We start from the raw sequence: 19,595 nt of genomic DNA on the forward strand, positions 1-19,595 counted from the left end.
TATCATATGAGCAAAAGCCTGACCCGCGTCATCCGCGCGCTGGAAGATCACGGGGTCCTGATCACCCCGCTGGAAATGGGCGACCAGACCCGCACGGCACAACAGGCCGCCGATGCGGCAGGCTGCGCCATCGACCAGATCGCCAAATCGGTGATCTTTGCAGGCCAGAACAGCGGGCGGGCGATCCTGTTCATCACGGCGGGCGGCAATCAGGTGGATGAAGGCAAGGCCAGCACAGTCGCGGGCGAACCGCTGGCCAAGGCCGATGCCGCCTTGATCCGTGCGCAGACAGGCTTTGCCATCGGCGGTGTCGCGCCCATCGGTCACCTGTCGCCGCCGCGCGCCTTTTTCGATACAAGGTTGCTGGATTTCGCGCAGATCTGGGCAGCAGCGGGCACGCCACGGCATATGTTCCCTATCGCACCACAGCAATTATTGCAGATTTCAGGCGCGCAAATTGCTGATTTCATTGCCTGATTTGCGGTAATGTAAAAAACCTTCACATATTCACTTGCAATCGAAAGGCATGGATCCAATATCGGTGATGTGAAACGCATTCACATCAACCCTGCTGCCTTGAAGGAGAGCATGATGACCACGAACACGGCCATGACTTACGACACCCGCCCCGGTTTTTTTGCCCGTACCGAGGCGTGGCTTGATGCGCGCGGCAAAGGTGCCTGGATCGCCGCGATGGTGCTGGGCTTTATCGTCTTCTGGCCCATCGGACTGGCCATTCTTGGCTATATGATCTGGGGCAAGGGCATGTTCGCGCGCACCTCGTGCAAGAAAGCCGACTGGAGCATGCCAATGACCAAATCGAGCGGGAACGCCGCCTTTGACGCTTATCGCGACGAAACGATCCGCCGTCTGGAGGACGAACAGCAAAAGTTCGAAGCCTTCCTCAAGCGTCTGCGTGACGCCAAGGACAAGGCCGAATTCGACGAATTCATGAACGACCGCGAACGCAAGGCCGCCGCGACGAACATGACACCCGACGCGCCACAGACCTGAGGCGCCCGCCCCACACGCCCCGAACGGCCCGCAATTGCGGGCCGTTTTGCGTCTGTCAGCGCGGATTAACGCACCGGACGACAGGGGGCTTGGCGCAAAGGTTTTGGATTGTTAAGCTTCGCGAAACCATACAGGTCCCTACATGCGCCATACTCTTCCCATCGCACCGCAGTTCTATGTGACAGCGCCGCAGCCTTGCCCGTATCTGGAGGGTCGGATGGAACGCAAGCTGTTCACAGCGCTACAGGGCGACAACGCGACAAAGTTGAACGATTCCCTTTCAAAACAGGGGTTCCGCCGGTCGCAGAACGTGCTGTATCGGCCGTCCTGCGCGGAATGTTCGGCGTGCATGTCAGCGCGGATCAATGTGGCGGCCTTCACCCCGTCACGGAGCCAGCGCCGTGTGACCACCCGCGCCCGCCATCTGCACCGGCGCGCGACATCGCCCTGGGCGACCGAGGAACAATACGATCTTTTCCGCGACTACCTTGACAGCCGCCATGCGACCGGCGGGATGGCGGATATGGATATGTTCGAATTCGCCGCCATGGTCGAGGAAACGCCGATCCGGTCGCGGCTGATCGAATATACCGATGCGGGCGTGCTGCAAGCGGTTTGCCTGACCGATATCCTCGATGACGGGCTGTCGATGGTCTATTCCTTCTTCGATCCCGCGCTGGAGCGGTTGTCGCTGGGGACCTACATCATCCTCGACCACATCCGCATCGCGCAGGAACTGGACCTGCCCTATGTCTATCTGGGCTATTGGGTGCCCGGCAGTCCCAAGATGGGGTACAAGGCGAAGTTCGCGGGGCTCGAAGTGTTCCGCGACGGTGTCTGGTCGCGCCTGACGTCCCCCGACAGTTTCGAGACCGCCGTGCATCCTTTGTCGACCGAACCGATTGCCGAACAGGTCGCGCGGATTAATCTGCCCGACGGGCGCAGTTGAACGAAAATGGGGCGGCGCTCAGGCACCGCCCCTTTAGCATCACCCCAGCAGATTGGGCAGGATCGTCACAACCCAAGGAAAGAACGCAAGGATTAGCAATGCGCCGATCTGGATGCCGATGAACGGCAGCACGCCGCGATAGATCTGGCCGGTCGTGATAGACTTGGGCGCCACGCCGCGCAGATAGAACAGCGCGAACCCGAAGGGCGGCGTCAGGAACGATGTCTGCAGATTCACCGCGATCATGATTGTCACCCATTTTGGATCGAACGTGCCGCCATAGATCACGGGGCCGACAATCGGGATCACGATGTAGATGATTTCCAGAAAATCCAGCACGAAGCCGAGGATGAACAACACCAGCATAACCAGCAGGAACACCTGCCATTCGTTATCGAAGGACCGCAGGAATTGCTGGATGTAATGTTCCCCGCCGAACGAGATCAGCACAAGGTTCAACAGTTGCGACCCGATGAGGATGGCAAAAACCATCGCCGTGACCTTGGCGGTTTCACGCACGACAGGCGCCAGAACGCCCCCCGCCAGCAACACCCAGCAAGACCACAGCAGACCGAACATCGCATAAAGGAACGCGCCGAACGCCACGATGAAGGCAAGCCGGTCCTCCAGCGGAACAATTTCGCGGCCCATGCGCATATCGAAATTGTAACCGACCACGAGCATTAGCACGATGGCCGCAGCCGTCAGCAAAACGATACGTCCGGACAGCCCCTGATCCTTGCGCTTGCGGTAGGCCGCCAGCAGGATTGCCCCACCGGCACCCAAGGCCGCGGCGGGGGTCGGGTTGGTGATCCCGCCGAGGATCGACCCCAGCACAGCAACGATCAGCACCAGCGGCGGAAAGATCACCCGCAGGATATCGTTCTGCGCCAGATAACCGGCTGCCGCACGCAGCCCCGGATTGGCGACCAGCAGCGGCACCGCGATCAAGACGGCGGTCATGCCCGGTGTCGTCAGCGCCGAAATCAGCACAACATCGACAAGCAGCAACAGCCCGACACCTGCCGCCCCGATCCACAGCGGGCGATGGTCGGCGATCGGGGCGACACCGCGCGCCAGCGCCAGCATCAGACCCAGAATCACGGCGACGATGGCGAGACCTGTCCCGATGGGCGGCGCATCGACCGCGCGCTGCGCGACCAGTTCGGCACGTTCCTCGGGCGACAATTGCCGCGCTTGGGTCACACCGCCTGCGGCGTCGATCTCGGCCTGTTCGGCGACGGCGGTATCCCATGCCTCTTGCCCGTGCAGGTCGATCATGCTGGCCGCGCATTCAGGGCTGACGCGGGTCCGCAGCGATGCCGATTGGCCCGCATCGGTGAAGCTGCCCACCAGCACCGACTGGCTGCCCACGACACCGACCTGATTCAGGCCGATGGTCAGCCCGATGATTCCGACCGGCACGGCAAGGAACCACGTCAGCTTGTCATTGCGGCTGCCGGTCTTGGTGCCGGTGCCTTCGTTGAATTGTACGGCAGGGGCCTTGGTCGGGTTCAGGACCGCAAAGACAAAGGAATACAGCGCATAAAGCACGGCCAGCAGGATACCCGGCAGCAAGGCCGCCTGAAACAGCGCACCCACCGATACGACCGCCGGTTCACCCAGGAAGGTCAGCGCATCGTTGCAGCCTGCAAGCTGCGCGCGCTGTTCCTGTGCGGTGGCGTAAAGATCGCCCGCCAGCGTACCCAGCAGCACGATCACGATCGAGGGCGGAATGATCTGCCCCAATGTGCCGGATGCCGCGATGACCCCCGTCGCCAGTTGCGGCGAATAGCCGTTTTTCAGCATGGTCGGCAGCGCCAGCAGCCCCATCGTCACCACGGTCGCGCCCACGATCCCTGTGGAGGCCGCCAGAAACGCGCCGACGATCACGATGGATACGGCCAGACCGCCAGGCAGCGGGCCGAACACGCGCGCCATCGTGGTCAGCAGTTCATCGGCGATGCGCGAACGTTCAAGCACGATGCCCATCATGACGAACATCAGCACGGCTAGCAGAATTTCGATGGAATTGCCCGCCAGCACCTTTTCGTTGATCCGGTTGACCATGAAGCCGATGTTGCGGTCGAGCGCGGTCTCCCAGCCTTGCGGGAACAGCGGGCCTTCGTATCGCGGCAAGTCGGGATAGCGGAACACCGAAATCGCATCGGGCCGCACCCCTTCGGCGATCAGCGCGCGATAAGCCTCCGACCGCATGTCGACGGCGGCATGGATCAGCAGGCCCGAGCTGTCGAGTGCGGCGATGATCGCGAATGAGATGACCGCCGAGCCGCTGATCGCAAAGGCCACCGGAAAGCCCGACAGGATGCCCGCGAACAGCGTCAGGAAAAGGATGATGATGCCGATCTCGATGCCATCTAAGCCGAAAAGCATGATAAGTCCGTCCTGTTAATGTATTTTTGCGACAAGGTCGGCGGTCTCGTCGCCAAGCTTGTCCTTGTCGAGGTATTTGCCTTCGCTGGCTTCGCCTTCTTTCCATTCGAGGAAGGACCGGAAAAAGAACGCGACCGCCTGCACCATCACCATGAAGGTGAAGATCAGAAGCAGGATCTTGAACAGGAAATAGGCGTCGAACCCGTTGGCGGATGTGCTGATCGTCTCGATGTTCCATTGGAACGCCTGCGAGCGCGTGACCAGACGGTCGAGCGTGTCCGAGGCCGAGGCATTGGGCAGCACCAGGTGCCGCCACATGAAGAACCAGCCATAAAGCCAGATCACGATGGATGCGGGCACCATGAAAAACAACGACCCGAACATGTCCACGACCCGTTTCGCGCGATAGCTGATCGCGGAATAGACAAGGTCCACCCGTACATGGCCGCCCTGCACGAAGGTGTAGGTGGCGCACATCGTGATGACGATGGCGTTGTAAAGTTTCAATTCGTCCGACCACCAGCTGACCGGGCGTTCAAAGGTGACGCCGAATCCGAGGCTGATGTCGGACACGGCAAAGACGCCTTGCAGGAAGATGATCACGATCTGTTGCAGAACCATCAAAAGCCCGGCCCAGGCAGCAACCCGCCCGACCCCGTTTGCGAAACCTTCAAGCGCGCGCACGCAGCCCCACATGAAAGAATTGCGGATCATCCCCGCGATCGTGACCATCAGGAAGATCACCAGCACCGCAAAGAAAAACTCGACCGAGGCGCCGTAATAGATGAACCGCGCCAACGCCGCCTTGGCGTCCGCTTCCATCGGGCCGTTGATATGCGGCACCCACGCCAGCCAGAGGCCGGGGTTCAGCAGCGCGAAACCGATGTTGTAGAATGCTTCGATCAGATGTGCCGCGACCCAGCCAAAGGCGTTGCCGCCCCATGCGTCCACCAGTCCCATGATCTTTCCCCGTTCGTCTTTGTCGCGATGCAAAGAAGGCCCGCAGCACCTGCGCGGGCCTTCTTCCGCCGTTTTACACCGACCGTGTCGGCATCGGCTTTAGCCTTTCAGGCGGTTACGCTGTGCCAGATAGGCGCCTTCCGAAATGCTCGACCACTGGGCAGAGCTTCTCATCGAGGCGAAATAGCTTTCGTGGCAACGTGCGTAGATCGGATCGCTCATGTTTTCAGCGACGACTTCGTCGGCGGCGGTGCTGAACGCATCCCAGATCGTATCGGGGAATTCGAGAACCTGCACGCCACCCGCCTGCAGACGCGACAGCGCTGCTGCGTTGCGGGCCATGAACAGCGACATCGTCCAGATGCTGCTGGCGCGGCTTGCGTTTTCGACGATCGACTGCTGCGCTGGTGTGAGGCTTTCGTAGACGTCGAGGTTCATGACCAGGTTCAGGTTCGGCCCGGGCTCGTGGAAACCGGCGGTGTAATAGAACTTGGTGATTTCCTGGAAACCGGCGGTCTCGTCAGCCCATGGCCCGATCCATTCGGTCCCGTCGATGGCACCCGAGGCCAGCGCCTGGTACACTTCCGCACCCGGCAGGTTCTGCACCGATGCGCCCAGTTTGCCCAGCACCTGACCGCCTTGGCCCGGCATCCGGAAACGCAGACCCTGGAAATCTTCGGGAGTGTTCATTTCCTTGGCGAACCAGCCGCCCGATTGCGGGCCGGTGTTGCCGGCAGAGAAGGTTTTCAGGCCGAAGATCGAGTACAGCTCGTCCGCCAGTCCGCGGCCGCCGTCGTGATCGAACCAGTTGGCGTATTCCATGAAGGTCATGCCGAACGGGATCTGCGAGAAGAACGAGAATGCAGGATGCTGGCCGAGGAAATAATAGTCCACGCCGTGATACATGTCTGCCTGACCGGCAGCGACGGCGTCGAACACTTCGAATGCACCGACGAGTTCGCCCGCGGCTTTCAGGTCGACGGTCAACTGACCATCCGACATCGCGGTGATCATGTCTGCGCAATACTGTGCGCTGTCATGCACACCGGCAAGGCCGCGGCCCCAGGTCGTGACAAAGGTCAGCGTCCGGTTGCCCTGCGCATAGGCAGGCGCAGCAAGCGCTGTCGCCGCAGCGGCAGAGCCACCCAGCGCTGAATTCTTCAAGAAAGACCGACGGTCCATGAAATCTCCTCCCAGATAAAAGATGGCCCGTCATGCAGTGCGCCTGCAGGCCTCCGTTGTTTAGCACCGCAAGGAATATCGCGCCGCAAAAGGCGGGACTATCCGCAGAACTACGTAGAGGCGCGAAATATTGTGTCGTGCGTGTTCGTTGAAGACCCTGATCGCATTTGCCTCGGCCCGGGTTTGCACGTATCGTTTTGCCATGAACGCGCGGTTTTTCATCTGGCCCGCAGGCGCGACCCTGAGTTACGGGCAAAAGCTGTTCCTGCTGGCGACGCTGCCCCTCGTGGTGGCGGTGTTCCTGATCTGGCTGATCGTGTCGGCGCAGTTCAACCAGCTTGCGGAAAGCGAACTGAAGTCGCTCGAACAGCGGCTGATCGCGGCCAAGCGCGAGGAGCTGACGAACTACGTTTCGATCGCGATGGCTGCGGTCTCAGGCACCACCGGCAGTGCGACCCCCGACGATGAAGAGGCGAAACTGGCCGTCAGCCGCGTGCTGGCCGCGATGCTGTACGGGCAGGAAGGCTATTTCTTCGTCTTCGACTATGACGGCAACAATCTGGTCGCCCCGCGCCAGACCTTTATGATCAACCGGAACTGGGCGGGTCTGACCGACCCCAACGGCGTGCCGATCACGGACGAACTGATCCGGATCGCCCGGTCGGGCGGCGGCTATCACACCTTCGACTGGCCCAAGCCATCCACCGGCGCGTACGGGCGCATGGAGGTCTACGTGCGCGGTTACCAAAGCTGGCGTTGGGCGATCGGGACCGGCGTTTTCATCGACGACATCCTCGAAACCGCCGATGCGGCCCGCGCCGAAGTCGAGAGCCGAATCAAGCGCACCTCCTTCTATGTCGCGGGCATCGCCATTCTGGCCGTACTGGGTGTCTTTCTCAGCGGCATCCTGTTGACCGTGCGCCAAAGGCGGTTGGCCGACGACAAGTTGCAGCAACTGACCCAGCGCATCATCGACACGCAGGAAGAAGAACGAGGGCGCGTCGCGCGCGAACTGCACGACGGGATCAGCCAGATGCTGGTCGGCATTCGCTATGCGCTGGAACTGACCCGCCGCAAGCTGGGGCAGGAAACCGGCGAGACCCTGAACAAGGGGATCGAACAGCTCGGCTCTGCGATACAAGAGGTGCGCCGGATCAGTCGCGACCTGCGGCCCGGCATCCTCGACGATCTGGGGCTGGGGGCGGCGCTGCGGTCGCTCACGGATGAATTCAGCGCGCGGACGGGTGTCGAGGTGTCGCTTGAGACGGTGGTGTTCCGTAACCGGCTGGATGACGATGCGCGCATTGCGCTTTACCGGATCGCGCAGGAAGCCTTGACCAATATCGAACGCCACGCCCTGGCCGACAAGGTCGAGATCATCCTGCGCGGCACCCGGCAAGGTGCCGAACTGCGCATCACCGACAATGGCCGCGGCATGGTCTGGCCGCCGTCCGCGCGCGGCACCGGCGGGCTGGGGCTGCGCAACATGCAGGAACGCGCGCAACATCTGGGAGGCGCGCTTGATGTGCGCTCAGCCCCCGGCAAAGGCACGAGTATTGAAGCCCGCGTCCCGTTGAGCCATATGCTCGGCCCGGAAAGTGGCGCATTGAAGGACAAACCGGCATGATCAGGGTCGTGATCGTCGATGACCATCCGATGGTCGCCGAAGGCATCCAGTCGATTCTGGAAAGCTATGCCGACATCAGCGTCGTGGCGACGCTGAACGACGGCCAGGCGGCGGTGGACAGCGTGGTCAGGTTGAACCCCGACGTGATCCTTCTGGATGTGAATATGCCTGGCCTGTCGGGATTGCATGCTGCCGAAATGATCCTTGATCTGCGCCCGCAGACGCGGGTCGTGATCCTGTCGATGCATGACAGCCCCGAATACATCCGTGCCGCGCTCAGCCACGGGGCGCGCGGCTATATCCTCAAGGACGTACCCACCGACGAGATCCGCACCGCCATCGACGTTGTGATGCGCGGCGAAGAATACCTTTGCACGGGGGCCAAGGTGTCGCTCCAAAGACATCCGCGCGACGGGCGCGAACCGCTGACCGGGCGCGAACAGACGATCCTGCTGGCACTGGCACAGGGCAAATCGAACAAGGATGTCGCGCTGGCACTGGATATTTCGGTGCGGACGGTGGAAACGCATCGCAACAATATCAAGCGCAAGCTTGGGATCAGTTCGACCGCCGGTCTGACACGCTATGCACTGGAAAACGGCGTGTTGCAGGGCACCGGAAAATGACAAAGCCGCCCCTTGTCAAAGGGGCGGCCCTGCGATCCCCGGGAGGGTGGGATCAGTTTTCCATGGTTGCCTGAATCCCCTCGCGCACGATGGTGAACCATTCGCCGGTCAGGCGCAGTTCTTCCAGCCCCGCGTTGAGTGCGGGCAGTGCCGCATTGGCCTCGGCGTTGTCCTTGGAAACGAAAACATGCAACGTCGCGGTGGATGTCAGCGCATCGAGCGACACGACGCGGTCCATCATGTCGAGGCTGCGCGCGTCATCTTCGGCCGGCAGCGCATCATAGGTCACGACATCGACCTCGCCTGCGTCCAGCAGACGCCAGCAGTCCAGCTGACCGACCTGCGTCAAGCTGATCGCAGGTTCCACCAGCCCTTCGGCCTCCATGTCGAAGGTGAACCATGCATCGGGGCGGCAGAGCCTTGCGCCCACCAGATCGGTATAGGCCGTCGCCCTTTCATAGGGGCTGCCCGCCAAGGTGTAATAGCCGACAAGCGCGTCATAGAACGGGTCCGAGTGGTTGAATGCGGTACAGCGATACGCGTTCGGCGGCGACAGAATCTCGACCCGGTCACAATCGGGCCGGAACCATGGAAACGCCATATCGACCGCCCCCGAAGGCAACAGGTTGTCAAGCTGCGCATTCCAGTCGTTCACGAAGAAAAAGTTCACTTCCTGATCGGGGTTACCCAATTCGAACGCGCGCAAAACAAGCTGGGTGAACAGGCCACCACCCGGCAGGTCCGGGTCGGTGAAAGGTGCATAGTCGCCGGCGGTGACAACGCGCAATGTCCGGGTCTGGGGTGCGGTTTCGGGGGTCGGTTCCGGCTCTGCCACGGCGACGGGTTCTTCTTCGACCACCTCTTCGACCGGCGCTGCGACCGCTTCTTCGACGGGGTCTTCGATCACGGGCGCGGGTGCTGGCGCGGGGGCCGCGGCGGCGACTGCGGTGGCACCGGGCAAGGATCCGTCAGCGCAGGGAATCGCGATGACCTGCCCGACTTCCAGCAAGTTTGGCGACCGCAGGATATTGGTGTTCGCGTTGAAAAGGACCTGAAAGCCCCCCTGCACGCCGGCCGAGCTCGCGATCTGGCTCAGAGTGTCGCCGCGCACGACGGTGTAGCGCGTACACAATTCCTGCGCCTCAACGCTTGCACTGCCGCCCAGAAGCAATCCGGCCGAGGTCGCGAGCACGCTTGCCATCGCCGAAGTGGTCGTGAATTTCATGCGTGTCATCCCGGCCTTGTGGGCGCGGCCTGCAAGTTTGGACATGGAGCGTTCCTTCCTGTTGTCGGTTTCCTTTGAAACAACTATCCCTGACAAAAAGGCGAAATGTTGACGAAATCGGCGCAATTACGGGTACATCCCGCCGAAAGCCAGCCTTTGTTGCCATTCGTGATAAAATGAGCCGCGTCCGCCCATTTCAATCTGTCACGGTTTAGTGCCGATGGCGGGCTTGTGTTGCGCGCGCCAAGGCTGGTTTAAGACCATAAGTTCATGTGCAGGAGCAAGCGATGACCGACCATAAACCCTATACCCCACCCAAAGTCTGGACCTGGGACGCCGAAAACGGCGGCCAGTTCGCCAGCATCAACCGGCCCATCGCGGGGGCCACGCATGACAAGGACCTGCCGCAGGGCGAACATCCGCTCCAGCTTTATTCGCTGGCAACACCGAACGGCGTGAAAGTGACCGTCATGCTCGAGGAATTGCTGGCCATGGGCCACGCGGGTGCCGAATACGATGCCTGGCTGATCGACATCAACAAAGGCGACCAGTTCGGCAGCGGCTTTGTCGGCGTGAACCCCAATTCCAAGATCCCTGCCTTGTTCGACCGCGACACCGGTTTGCGCGTTTTCGAAAGCGGGGCGATCCTGCTGTATCTGGCGGAAAAATTCGGGGCTTTCCTGCCCAAGGACATCGCGGCGCGGACCGAGACGCTGAACTGGCTGTTTTGGCTGCAAGGGTCGGCGCCCTATCTGGGCGGCGGCTTTGGCCATTTCTACGCCTATGCGCCGGAAAAATTCGAATACCCGATCAACCGTTTCGCGATGGAAACGAAACGTCAGCTTGACGTGCTGGATCGGCAATTGGCCGACCGCGCCTATATCGCGGGCGATGATTACACGATCGCGGATATGGCGATCGCGCCGTGGTACGGGCGTCTTGTCAAAGGCGGGGCTTACGGCGATGCCGCCACATTCCTTGACGCGGCGTCCTATAAACACGTCAACCGCTGGGCGGATGCCGTCTTTGCACGGCCCGCCTATGCGCGCGGGCAGATGGTCAACCGCACATGGGGCGAACCACACCAACAACTGCCCGAACGCCACGCGGCAAGCGATTTCAACAGCTAAGCAGGCATCCTCCAGCGTGCAGGGGCAGGGCAAATTTCACCCCCTGCCCTTGCGCTCGGGGCCCTTCTGCCCCATGTCCCCACCTGAGCGGTGGAGACAGCATGATTACCTATCTTATTTTGATCGGTGGCCTTCTTGGCCTTTTTCTGGGCGGCGACTGGTTGGTAAAGGGGGCAAGCGGCCTTGCGCTGCGCTTTGGGGTCGCACCGATGATCGTTGGCCTGACGGTCGTGGGTTTCGGGACATCCACACCGGAATTGCTGGTCTCTCTCAACGCGGCACTTGGCGGGCAACCGGGCATCGCCATCGGCAATGTCATCGGGTCCAACATCGCGAACATGCTGCTGGTGCTGGGCACGGCAGCGATCATCGGGCCGATCGTCCTGAAGTTCGCCGATGTCAAGAAAGACCTGTTCTGGATGACCGGGGCGGTTCTGATCCTGCCCTATGTGTTCTGGTCGGGCGAGGTCGGTCTGGTCGAAGGGCTGGTGCTGTTCAGCGCGCTGATCGTCTATCTTTTTCTCAGCCTCAAGGGATCACGCAACGAGCTTGAGGATGTGGACGTGCCCGCCAGCCTTTGGCTGAACATCGGACTGACGCTGCTGGGCCTGGCCGCCGTTCTGGCCGGGGCGCATTACCTTGTGCAAAGCGCCAGCATCATCGCGCGTCAATTCGGCGTGAGCGAGGCGATGATCGGGCTGAGCATCGTCGCCATCGGCACGTCTTTGCCCGAACTGGCGACCACCGTCATGGCCGCGATCCGTGGCCAACGCGACATCGCACTGGGCAATATCGTGGGGTCCAACATCTTCAATATCCTCGCGATTCTGGGCATTACGGCCATCGTGACGCCAATCCCCGTCGATCCACGGTTCCTGAGTGTCGACACGCCGGTCGTGATCGCGATCACGCTGTTGTTGCTGTTGCTGGTCTATGTCGTCGGGCGGATGAACCGCCTTGTCGGTGTGGGGATGCTGATGGCCTATGCAGCCTATATCGGGCTGACAGCCAACCTCTGAAAGAAAGTTGCGAAAAATCGCATTGTGACGTAATTTTCTCCAGCGCGGTGGTTGACCCCTCCGTGCGGGCGCACTAGAACCCGATACAGCAAAAGGAAACCCGATGAACGTCGTCGTACTAATTGTGGAACACATGCGCATGGGCCGGTGACGGTAAATCCATAACGACCCCATGCGCCCCCGACACACTCGGGGGTTTTTTTATGCCGAACGCAACAAACTGGATAGGACGCGAGTGAGATGAGCAAAACCATGACGGGCGCAAGAATGGTGGTCCAGGCCCTGATCGATCAGGGTGTGGAAGTCGTCTTTGGCTATCCCGGTGGGGCCGTCCTGCCGATCTATGACGAGTTGTTCCAGCAGAACCAGATCAAGCACGTCCTGGTGCGCCATGAACAGGCAGCCGTCCACGCCGCCGAAGGCTATGCGCGGTCCACCGGCAAACCGGGTGTGGCGCTGGTGACCTCCGGCCCCGGTGCGACCAATGCCGTGACCGGCCTGACCGACGCGCTGATGGACAGCATCCCGATCATTGTGCTGACAGGCCAGGTGCCGACCTTCATGATCGGGTCGGATGCGTTTCAAGAGGCTGATACCGTCGGCATCACGCGCCCCTGCACCAAGCATAACTGGCTCGTCAAGGACACCGAGAAACTCGCCGCCACCCTGCACGAGGCGTTCCACATCGCGCTGTCAGGCCGCCCCGGTCCGGTGCTCATCGACATCCCCAAGGACGTGCAATTCGCCACCGGCACCTATACCGAGGCACGCCAGGTCGAGACCCATTACAACCCGCAGGTCAAAGGCGACCTTGCGATGATCACCGAACTCGCCAAGGCGATGGAAACCGCCAAGCGCCCGATCTTTTACACAGGCGGCGGCGTCATCAACTCCGGCCCTGCGGCCAGCCAGCTTTTGCGCGAACTGGTGGCGGCGACCGGTTTTCCGATCACATCGACGCTGATGGGGCTTGGGGCTTATCCGGCCTCGGGTGACAACTGGCTGGGGATGCTGGGGATGCATGGCCTCTACGAGGCGAATATGGCGATGCACGATTGCGACCTGATGATCAACATCGGCGCGCGTTTCGACGACCGGATCACCGGGCGGATCGACGCCTTCAGCCCCCGCTCGAAAAAGGCGCATATCGATATCGACGCGTCGTCCATCAACAAGGTGGTCCATGCCGATTTCCCGATCCTGGGTGATGTAGCGCATGTGCTGGAAGATTTGCTGAACGTCTGGAAGGCGCGCGGGCGCAAGACAAACACCGAAGGTCTGGCGAAATGGTGGGGCCAGATCAAGGAATGGCGCGCCGTCGATTGCCTAAAGTTCACCCAGCAAGGCAAAGTGATCAAACCACAATATGCGCTTCAACGGCTCGAGGCGCTGACCAAGAAGCACGACCGCTATATCTGCACCGAAGTGGGCCAGCACCAGATGTGGGCGGCGCAATATCTGGGGTTCGAGGACCCCAACCGCTGGATGACATCGGGTGGCCTCGGCACGATGGGCTACGGGTTCCCCGCCTCGATCGGCGTGCAGATGGCGCATCCCGACGCGCTGGTGATCAATGTCGCGGGCGAGGCGTCGTGGCTGATGAACATGCAGGAACTCGGCACGGCGATGCAGTACCGTTTGCCGGTCAAGCAATTCATCCTCAACAACGAACGGCTGGGCATGGTCCGGCAATGGCAGGAATTGCTGCATGGCGAACGCTATTCGTCCAGCTGGTCCGAAAGCCTGCCCGATTTCGTGAAACTGGCCGAGGCCTTTGGCGCCAAGGGCATCCTGTGCAGCGATCCCGACACGCTCGACGATGCGATCATGGAAATGCTGACCCACAAAGGGCCGGTGCTGTTCGATTGTCTGGTGGAAAAGCACGAAAACTGCTTCCCGATGATCCCCTCGGGCAAGCCGCATAATGAAATGCTGCTGGGCGATGCCTCGACCAAGGATGCCATCCAAGCCGGCGGCGCGGTGCTGGTGTAAGCCTCTCAATTCAAGGATAAGGGACAGATCATGTCACCGCTGAAAATCAAAAAAGGCTCGACCGGCCATTCCGCCTATGACCTGCGGCCCAGCTATTCCGACACGGTGGAACGGCACACCTTGGCCGTGCTGGTCGAAAACGAACCCGGCGTGCTGGCGCGCGTGATCGGGCTTTTCGCCGGGCGCGGCTATAACATCGAAAGCCTGACCGTGGCCGAGGTGGACCATCAGGGCCACCGGTCGCGCATCACCATCGTCACCACCGGCACGCCGCAGATCATCATCCAGATCAAGGCACAGCTGGGCCGCATCATCGATGTGCACAAGGTCAACGACCTGACCGTCGAAGGGCCGAGCGTGGAGCGTGAGCTAGGGCTGTTCAAGGTCGCAGGCAAAGGCGAACAGCGCGTCGAAGCCCTGCGCCTTGCCGATATCTTCCGCGCCAATGTCGTGGACAGCACGCTGGAATCATTCGTGTTCGAGATCACCGGAACGCCGGAAAAAATCGACGCCTTTGCCGATCTGATGCGACCCTTGGGATTACAGGAAGTCGCACGCACGGGCGTCGCCGCTTTGTCGCGCGGGGCGGTCTGATCCGGCGCGCTGCGCGCGACCGAGGCCTCCGGCGGGAGTATTCAGAGAAATAAGAAGCTGCGGGTCAGAGTCTCTTGCGACTTCTTATTTCCAAAAATACTCCCCGCGCGGAGCGCACCGAACATCCCCACGGGATGTGACGGCCTTTAGCGCGGCAAAGTGCCTGCACCTTCGCCCACGGCAATTTCATCGGAATCGAGCAGACCATCGCCGTTGACGTCGAGTGCGGCGAACGCATCTTCGGAGACTTCGGGGGCCGCAGCCTGCACTTCGGGAAAGCTGTAGCGCCCGTCGCCGTTGACATCGATTGCCGTCGATTGCGCGAAGGCGGGCAGTGCCGCCACAAGGGTCACAAGGGTGAACAGGGTTTTGCTGGTGGTCATCGTCGTCTCCGGCCTTGGTGAGGTGTCTTCTTATCTGGGGACTTCCCTTGCCGAATACCAGTGCTGAGCCATCACAAAGCCGCCGCCCCTTGCCCCTGCCTCCTTGAGACGACAAGGTGCGCGGGTACAACCAAGGACCGACCCATGACGCCGCGCAAGATCATCATCGACACAGACCCCGGACAGGACGACGCCGTTGCCATCCTGCTTGCCCTCGCCTCACCAGAGGTTGACGTGCTGGGACTCACCGCCGTGGCGGGCAACGTGCCCTTGCCACTGACCGAAAAGAACGCGCGGATCATCTGCGAATTGGCCGGGCGGCCTGATATCAAGGTCTTTGCCGGCTGCGACGCCCCCTTGGCGCGCGCCCTCGTCACGGCCGAACATGTGCATGGCAAGACCGGTCTTGACGGGCCGCAGATGGCAGACCCGGTGATGCCCTTGCAGGACCAGCATGCCGTCGATTTCATCATCGACACGCTGCGCTCGGAGCCTGCAGGCAGCGTCACGCTGGTCCCTGTCGGCCCTTTGACCAATATTGCCACGGCATTTCAGCGCGCGCCCGACATCATCCCCCGCGTGCAGGAAATCGTGCTGATGGGCGGCGCCTATTTCGAGGTTGGCAACATCACCCCCGCCGCCGAATTCAACATCTATGTCGATCCCGAAGCGGCCAAGATCGTTTTCGACGCAGGTGTGCCGCTGGTGGTCATGCCGCTCGATGTGACCCACAAGGCGCTGACCACCAAGGCCCGCATCGACGCCTTCCGCGCCATGGGCACCAAGGTGGGCGATATGGTCGCGGCCTGGACGGATTTCTTTGAACGTTTCGACATGGAAAAATACGGATCGGAAGGCGCGCCTTTGCACGACCCTTGCACCGTCGCCTATCTGATCGACCCGAGCCTCTTCACCGGCCGCCTGATCAATGTCGAGATCGAGACAGAATCGGAGCTGACCCTTGGCATGACGGTCGCGGATTGGTGGGGCATCACCGACCGCCCCAAGAACGCGCTGTTCATCGGCGATATCGATGCCGAAGGGTTCTATGCGCTGCTCGCTGAAAGACTTGCCCGCCTATGAAGATCGCCTTTGACAACAGCTATGCCGCCCTTCCCGCGCAGATGTTCACGCCGCAGCTGCCGACGCCTGTGGCGGCGCCTGCCGTCTTTGCACGCAATGAGGCGCTGGCGGCGGTGCTGGGGATCGACCTGCATGCCCCCGATGCAGCGCAGGTCTTTGCCGGCAACCATATCCCCGCAGGCGCAAGCCCGATTGCGACCGTCTATGCCGGGCATCAATTCGGCCATTGGAACCCGCAACTGGGCGATGGCCGCGCGATCCTGTTGGGCGAGGTTGTGGGCAGCGACGGCATCCGCCGCGATATCCAGCTCAAAGGCGCGGGGCCGACCCCCTATTCGCGGTCGGGCGATGGCCGTGCCTGGCTCGGCCCCGTGATGCGCGAATATCTGGTGTCAGAGGCGATGTTTGCCCTTGGCGTGCCGACCACCCGCGCGCTGGCGGCTGTGACCACGGGCGAGGATGTCTACCGCGAGACCCGCCTGCCGGGGGCTGTCATCACCCGTGTGGCGCAAAGCCATATCCGTGTCGGGACCTTCCAGTTTTTCGCCGCGCGCAAGGATCTCGACGCGCTGCGCGCCTTGACCGACCATGTGATCGCACGGCATTACCCGCAGGCGGATGGGCTTGCCGCCCTGCTTGATGCGGTCATCGCACGCTATGCGCATCTGATCGCGCGCTGGATGGGGCTCGGGTTCGTCCATGGCGTGATGAATACCGACAATGTCAGCATCGCGGGCGAGACGATCGACTATGGACCCTGCGCCTTTGTCGATGATTTCGAACATGGCGCGGTGTTCAGTGCCATCGACCAGCAGGGGCGCTATGCCTATGGCAACCAGCCGCAGATCGGGGCTTGGAACATGGCGCAATTCGCCACGGCGCTGATCCCGCTGATGGGCGACCGTGACCAGGCGGTCAAGGATTTCACCGCCGCCGTGCATGGCTTTGCCCCGATCTATGCCCATGCGTGGCTCCAGGTCTTTGCCGCCAAGCTGGGGATCAGCGATCCCACGCCGGAGGATGCAGCCTTGGTCACGGACCTGCTGAACCTGATGGCCAAGGATGGCGCGGATTTCACCGCGACTTTTACCGCGCTGGCGACCGATCAGGCGCGCGACCAGTTTCTGGACCGTGACGCCTTCGATATCTGGGCTGCACGGTGGAAACCGCGTCAGGCGGGCAATGCCGCCGCGATCATGGCGCAGGCGAACCCCCAGATCATCCCGCGCAATCACCAGGTCGAGGCCGCGATCCAGGCCGGTGTCGCAGGTGATTTCGCACCGTTTCAGGCGTTGCTGGCTGCCGTCACGCAGCCTTACGCGCCGCTGACCGAGGCGACAGCCCCCTACGCCCGCCCCCCTATGCAATCGGAGCGCGTGACCCGGACGTTTTGCGGGACCTGACGGGCCGGTTGATCAGGACGATCCCGATGGCCACCAGCACCAGCGCGCCGATCAGGCTGATGCCGACCTTCTCGTCCAGCAGCAACCAGCCGAGGGCGACGCTGAGCACAGGCGACAGAAAGCTGAAAGAGGCGACGCTGGAAGCCGGATAGACCGACAATAGCCACAGCCAGAAGATAAAGCCCGCGCTGACCACGACAACGATCTGGAACGCCAGACCCGCCGCATGGATGGGGGCGAATTCGCGCACCAGCGGACCGAAGAAGAGTGAAGCCAAAAGCAGGATCGGCGCGGAAATCGCGACCTGCCACATCAGTTGCAATTCGGGTTTGACCTGCCGCAGGGGCGAGGCCTTGGCGATCATCGCCGTGACCGCCCAGCCGATTGCCGCGCCCAGCGCCGCCAGATCGCCCCAGATACTGCCCGCCCTGTCATCCCGCGTCAGGATCGCCAGCGCCACGCCGCCAAGCGCCAGCGCCAGCCCCAGCGCCTTGCGCGGGGTGATCTTGTCATCGGGCAGCACCACATGCGCGATCAGCGCCAGCCAGACCGGCATGGAATAGAAAATGACGCTGGCGCGGCTGACGGCCGTCAGGTCAAGGGCCACGAACAGGCACAGAAATTCGAAGGCAAAAACCACCCCGACTAGCATACCCCAGCCCGCGGTGCCGGGCAGGATGCGGAGCGGGATCTTGCGCCAGTAAAGCCAAAGCAGAATACAAAACACAGCGCCCGCAGACCGCAAGCCTGCAAAAAACACAGGTTGCAGCCCGTCATTGGTGACCTTGATCACCACCTGATTGAAGGCCAGCAGCAGCGCAAAGCCGGTCAGGGCTGTGGCACCGAAAAGATCGACTTGGGATTTGCGTTCCATCGCCGCACCAGACTGCGGCGATGGTGGCAAGTCAAGGTCGGATCATGCCCCCATATCAGCGACGAGGGCCGATCGGATCACTCGATGACGCGGACAGCGGCCATCATATCGGGCTGGCCGATGACGGCGCCATTGGCACCGGTCCCACGCTTGATCGCATCGACGATGTCCATGCCTTCGGTGACTTCACCCACGACGGTGTATTGCCCGTTCAGGAAATAGCCTGGTTCGAACATGATGAAGAACTGGCTGTTGGCGGAATTGGGGTTTTGCGAACGGGCCATGCCCACCACGCCACGCTCGAACGGCAGGTCCGAAAACTCGGCGGGAATGTCGCCCAAGGACGACCCACCCGTGCCTGCGCGCGACAGGTCGCTGCCCATCACGCCGTTTTGCACACCGCCCGTCTGCGCCATGAAACCGTCGATCACGCGGTGGAACACCACGTTGTCATAAGCGCCCTCAGCCGCAATCGCGGTGATCTGGGCGACGTGCAAGGGTGCGACATCCTCGAACAGGTCGATGGTGATGGTGCCGTTGGCTTCGCCCGCGATGTCGATTTCCAGACCGGCGCTATAGGCGGGGCTGGCCAGCAGGGCCAGTGCGATCAGGTGCTTATACATCGGCAGCCACCTTGACGCTGATCATGCGGTCGGGGTTCATCGGGGGTTCGCCACGCGTGATGGCATCGACATGGTCCATGCCGGAAATGACCTGACCGTAGACGGTGTACTGCCCGTTCAGGAAATCATTGTCCTTGAAGTTGATGAAGAACTGGCTGTTGGCGCTGTCGGGGCTGGAAGACCGCGCTGCACCGATCGACCCACGCGCGTGCGGGATCTTGGAGAATTCGGCCTTGAGGTCGGGCATATCCGACCCGCCCGTGCCCGCGCGGCGGATGTTGAAATCCTTTTCCATGTTGCCGTTGGCCACGTCGCCCGTCTGCGCCATGAACCCGTCGATCACGCGGTGAAAGCAGACGTTGTCATAGGCACCCGCGCGGGCCAGTTCCTTCATCCGCGCCACATGGCCGGGGGCCACATCGGGCAAAAGCTGGATAATGACGTCACCGCCCTTGAGGGTCATGATGATGGTGTTCTCGGGGTCTTTGATCTCGGCCATTGGGAGCTCCTTGGATGA

The 19,595-nt window shown here is 61.6% G+C and carries 19 protein-coding genes; 11 read left to right on the forward strand and 8 right to left on the reverse strand.

The features are described 5' to 3' along the window. Window positions 1-6: 6 nt before the first annotated feature. The 3 genes from H147_RS0102730 to H147_RS0102740 all read left to right on the forward strand — a co-directional run bounded on the left by H147_RS0102730 (window position 7) and on the right by H147_RS0102740 (window position 1,963). On the forward strand, window positions 7-477 hold the full coding sequence (locus H147_RS0102730; protein ID WP_019953806.1) for a YbaK/EbsC family protein: 471 nt from the start codon (window positions 7-9) through the stop codon (window positions 475-477). A 111-nt stretch (window positions 478-588) separates the two neighbouring features. Beyond that, on the forward strand, window positions 589-1,014 hold the full coding sequence (locus tag H147_RS0102735; protein ID WP_019953807.1) for a DUF2852 domain-containing protein: 426 nt from the start codon (window positions 589-591) through the stop codon (window positions 1,012-1,014). A 142-nt stretch (window positions 1,015-1,156) separates the two neighbouring features. Further along, window positions 1,157-1,963 (forward strand): arginyltransferase, encoded by an 807-nt coding sequence (locus tag H147_RS0102740; protein WP_026352191.1) that lies wholly within the window; start codon window positions 1,157-1,159, stop codon window positions 1,961-1,963. A gap of 39 nt (window positions 1,964-2,002) precedes the next feature. Here the strand turns inward: H147_RS0102740 and H147_RS0102745 are convergent, their stop codons facing one another. The 3 genes from H147_RS0102745 to H147_RS0102755 form a co-directional block, all read right to left on the reverse strand. Then, window positions 2,003-4,357, reverse strand: a complete 2,355-nt coding sequence (locus tag H147_RS0102745; protein WP_019953809.1) for a TRAP transporter large permease — start codon at window positions 4,355-4,357, stop codon at window positions 2,003-2,005. Between the two features lie 15 nt (window positions 4,358-4,372). Further along, on the reverse strand, window positions 4,373-5,317 hold the full coding sequence (locus H147_RS0102750; RefSeq protein ID WP_019953810.1) for a TRAP transporter small permease subunit: 945 nt from the start codon (window positions 5,315-5,317) through the stop codon (window positions 4,373-4,375). Window positions 5,318-5,416: 99 nt separating this feature from the next. Next, window positions 5,417-6,499 carry a TRAP transporter substrate-binding protein gene (locus H147_RS0102755; RefSeq protein ID WP_019953811.1) on the reverse strand — a complete coding sequence of 361 codons (1,083 nt, stop codon included), beginning with the start codon at window positions 6,497-6,499 and terminating at the stop codon, window positions 5,417-5,419. Window positions 6,500-6,701: 202 nt separating this feature from the next. On the opposite strand from H147_RS0102755, the gene H147_RS0102760 reads away from it, so the two are divergent. Both H147_RS0102760 and H147_RS0102765 read left to right on the forward strand, forming a co-directional pair. Then, entirely contained in the window at window positions 6,702-8,126 is a 1,425-nt protein-coding gene (locus H147_RS0102760; RefSeq protein WP_019953812.1) for a cache domain-containing protein, read from the forward strand. Next, the gene (locus H147_RS0102765) at window positions 8,123-8,752 is read left to right on the forward strand and encodes a response regulator transcription factor (protein ID WP_019953813.1); all 630 of its coding nucleotides are present in this window, start codon (window positions 8,123-8,125) and stop codon (window positions 8,750-8,752) included. Before H147_RS0102760 ends, H147_RS0102765 begins: the two co-directional genes overlap by 4 nt. Window positions 8,753-8,804: 52 nt before the next feature. Here H147_RS0102765 and H147_RS21305 read toward each other — a convergent pair whose 3' ends face one another. Then, a complete protein-coding gene (locus tag H147_RS21305) occupies window positions 8,805-10,022 on the reverse strand; it encodes a LysM peptidoglycan-binding domain-containing protein (RefSeq protein ID WP_019953814.1) in 1,218 nt (405 codons plus the stop codon). Window positions 10,023-10,264: 242 nt separating this feature from the next. On the opposite strand from H147_RS21305, the gene yghU reads away from it, so the two are divergent. The 4 genes from yghU to ilvN all read left to right on the forward strand — a co-directional run bounded on the left by yghU (window position 10,265) and on the right by ilvN (window position 14,712). Beyond that, window positions 10,265-11,107 (forward strand): glutathione-dependent disulfide-bond oxidoreductase, encoded by an 843-nt coding sequence (yghU, locus tag H147_RS0102775; protein WP_019953815.1) that lies wholly within the window; start codon window positions 10,265-10,267, stop codon window positions 11,105-11,107. Between the two features lie 101 nt (window positions 11,108-11,208). Then, the gene (locus H147_RS0102780) at window positions 11,209-12,126 is read left to right on the forward strand and encodes a calcium/sodium antiporter (protein WP_019953816.1); all 918 of its coding nucleotides are present in this window, start codon (window positions 11,209-11,211) and stop codon (window positions 12,124-12,126) included. Window positions 12,127-12,366: 240 nt separating this feature from the next. Then, the gene (locus H147_RS0102785) at window positions 12,367-14,118 is read left to right on the forward strand and encodes an acetolactate synthase 3 large subunit (protein ID WP_019953817.1); all 1,752 of its coding nucleotides are present in this window, start codon (window positions 12,367-12,369) and stop codon (window positions 14,116-14,118) included. Window positions 14,119-14,148: 30 nt separating this feature from the next. After that, the gene (ilvN, locus tag H147_RS0102790) at window positions 14,149-14,712 is read left to right on the forward strand and encodes an acetolactate synthase small subunit (RefSeq protein ID WP_019953818.1); all 564 of its coding nucleotides are present in this window, start codon (window positions 14,149-14,151) and stop codon (window positions 14,710-14,712) included. A 146-nt stretch (window positions 14,713-14,858) separates the two neighbouring features. On the opposite strand, the gene H147_RS0102795 is transcribed toward ilvN, so the two are convergent. Beyond that, window positions 14,859-15,095 carry an EF-hand domain-containing protein gene (locus H147_RS0102795; RefSeq protein ID WP_019953819.1) on the reverse strand — a complete coding sequence of 79 codons (237 nt, stop codon included), beginning with the start codon at window positions 15,093-15,095 and terminating at the stop codon, window positions 14,859-14,861. A gap of 144 nt (window positions 15,096-15,239) precedes the next feature. Between H147_RS0102795 and H147_RS0102800 the strand changes: the two genes are divergently transcribed. Beyond that, window positions 15,240-16,178 (forward strand): nucleoside hydrolase, encoded by a 939-nt coding sequence (locus H147_RS0102800; RefSeq protein WP_019953820.1) that lies wholly within the window; start codon window positions 15,240-15,242, stop codon window positions 16,176-16,178. Beyond that, the gene (locus H147_RS0102805) at window positions 16,175-17,581 is read left to right on the forward strand and encodes a protein adenylyltransferase SelO (protein WP_019953821.1); all 1,407 of its coding nucleotides are present in this window, start codon (window positions 16,175-16,177) and stop codon (window positions 17,579-17,581) included. Before H147_RS0102800 ends, H147_RS0102805 begins: the two co-directional genes overlap by 4 nt. Here the strand turns inward: H147_RS0102805 and H147_RS0102810 are convergent. From H147_RS0102810 to H147_RS0102820, 3 genes are all read right to left on the reverse strand, one after another. Then, on the reverse strand, window positions 17,538-18,455 hold the full coding sequence (locus H147_RS0102810; protein WP_019953822.1) for a DMT family transporter: 918 nt from the start codon (window positions 18,453-18,455) through the stop codon (window positions 17,538-17,540). The genes H147_RS0102805 and H147_RS0102810 overlap by 44 nt on opposite strands. Before the next feature lie 77 nt (window positions 18,456-18,532). After that, window positions 18,533-19,078, reverse strand: a complete 546-nt coding sequence (locus H147_RS0102815) for a peptidylprolyl isomerase (protein ID WP_019953823.1) — start codon at window positions 19,076-19,078, stop codon at window positions 18,533-18,535. Further along, complete coding sequence (locus H147_RS0102820; RefSeq protein WP_019953824.1) at window positions 19,071-19,577, reverse strand: peptidylprolyl isomerase; 507 nt, start codon at window positions 19,575-19,577, stop codon at window positions 19,071-19,073. Before H147_RS0102820 ends, H147_RS0102815 begins: the two co-directional genes overlap by 8 nt. Window positions 19,578-19,595 lie beyond the last annotated feature (18 nt).

Origin of the sequence: Yoonia vestfoldensis DSM 16212, from assembly GCF_000382265.1 — a bacterium.
In the GTDB taxonomy this organism is placed as follows: domain Bacteria; phylum Pseudomonadota; class Alphaproteobacteria; order Rhodobacterales; family Rhodobacteraceae; genus Yoonia; species Yoonia vestfoldensis.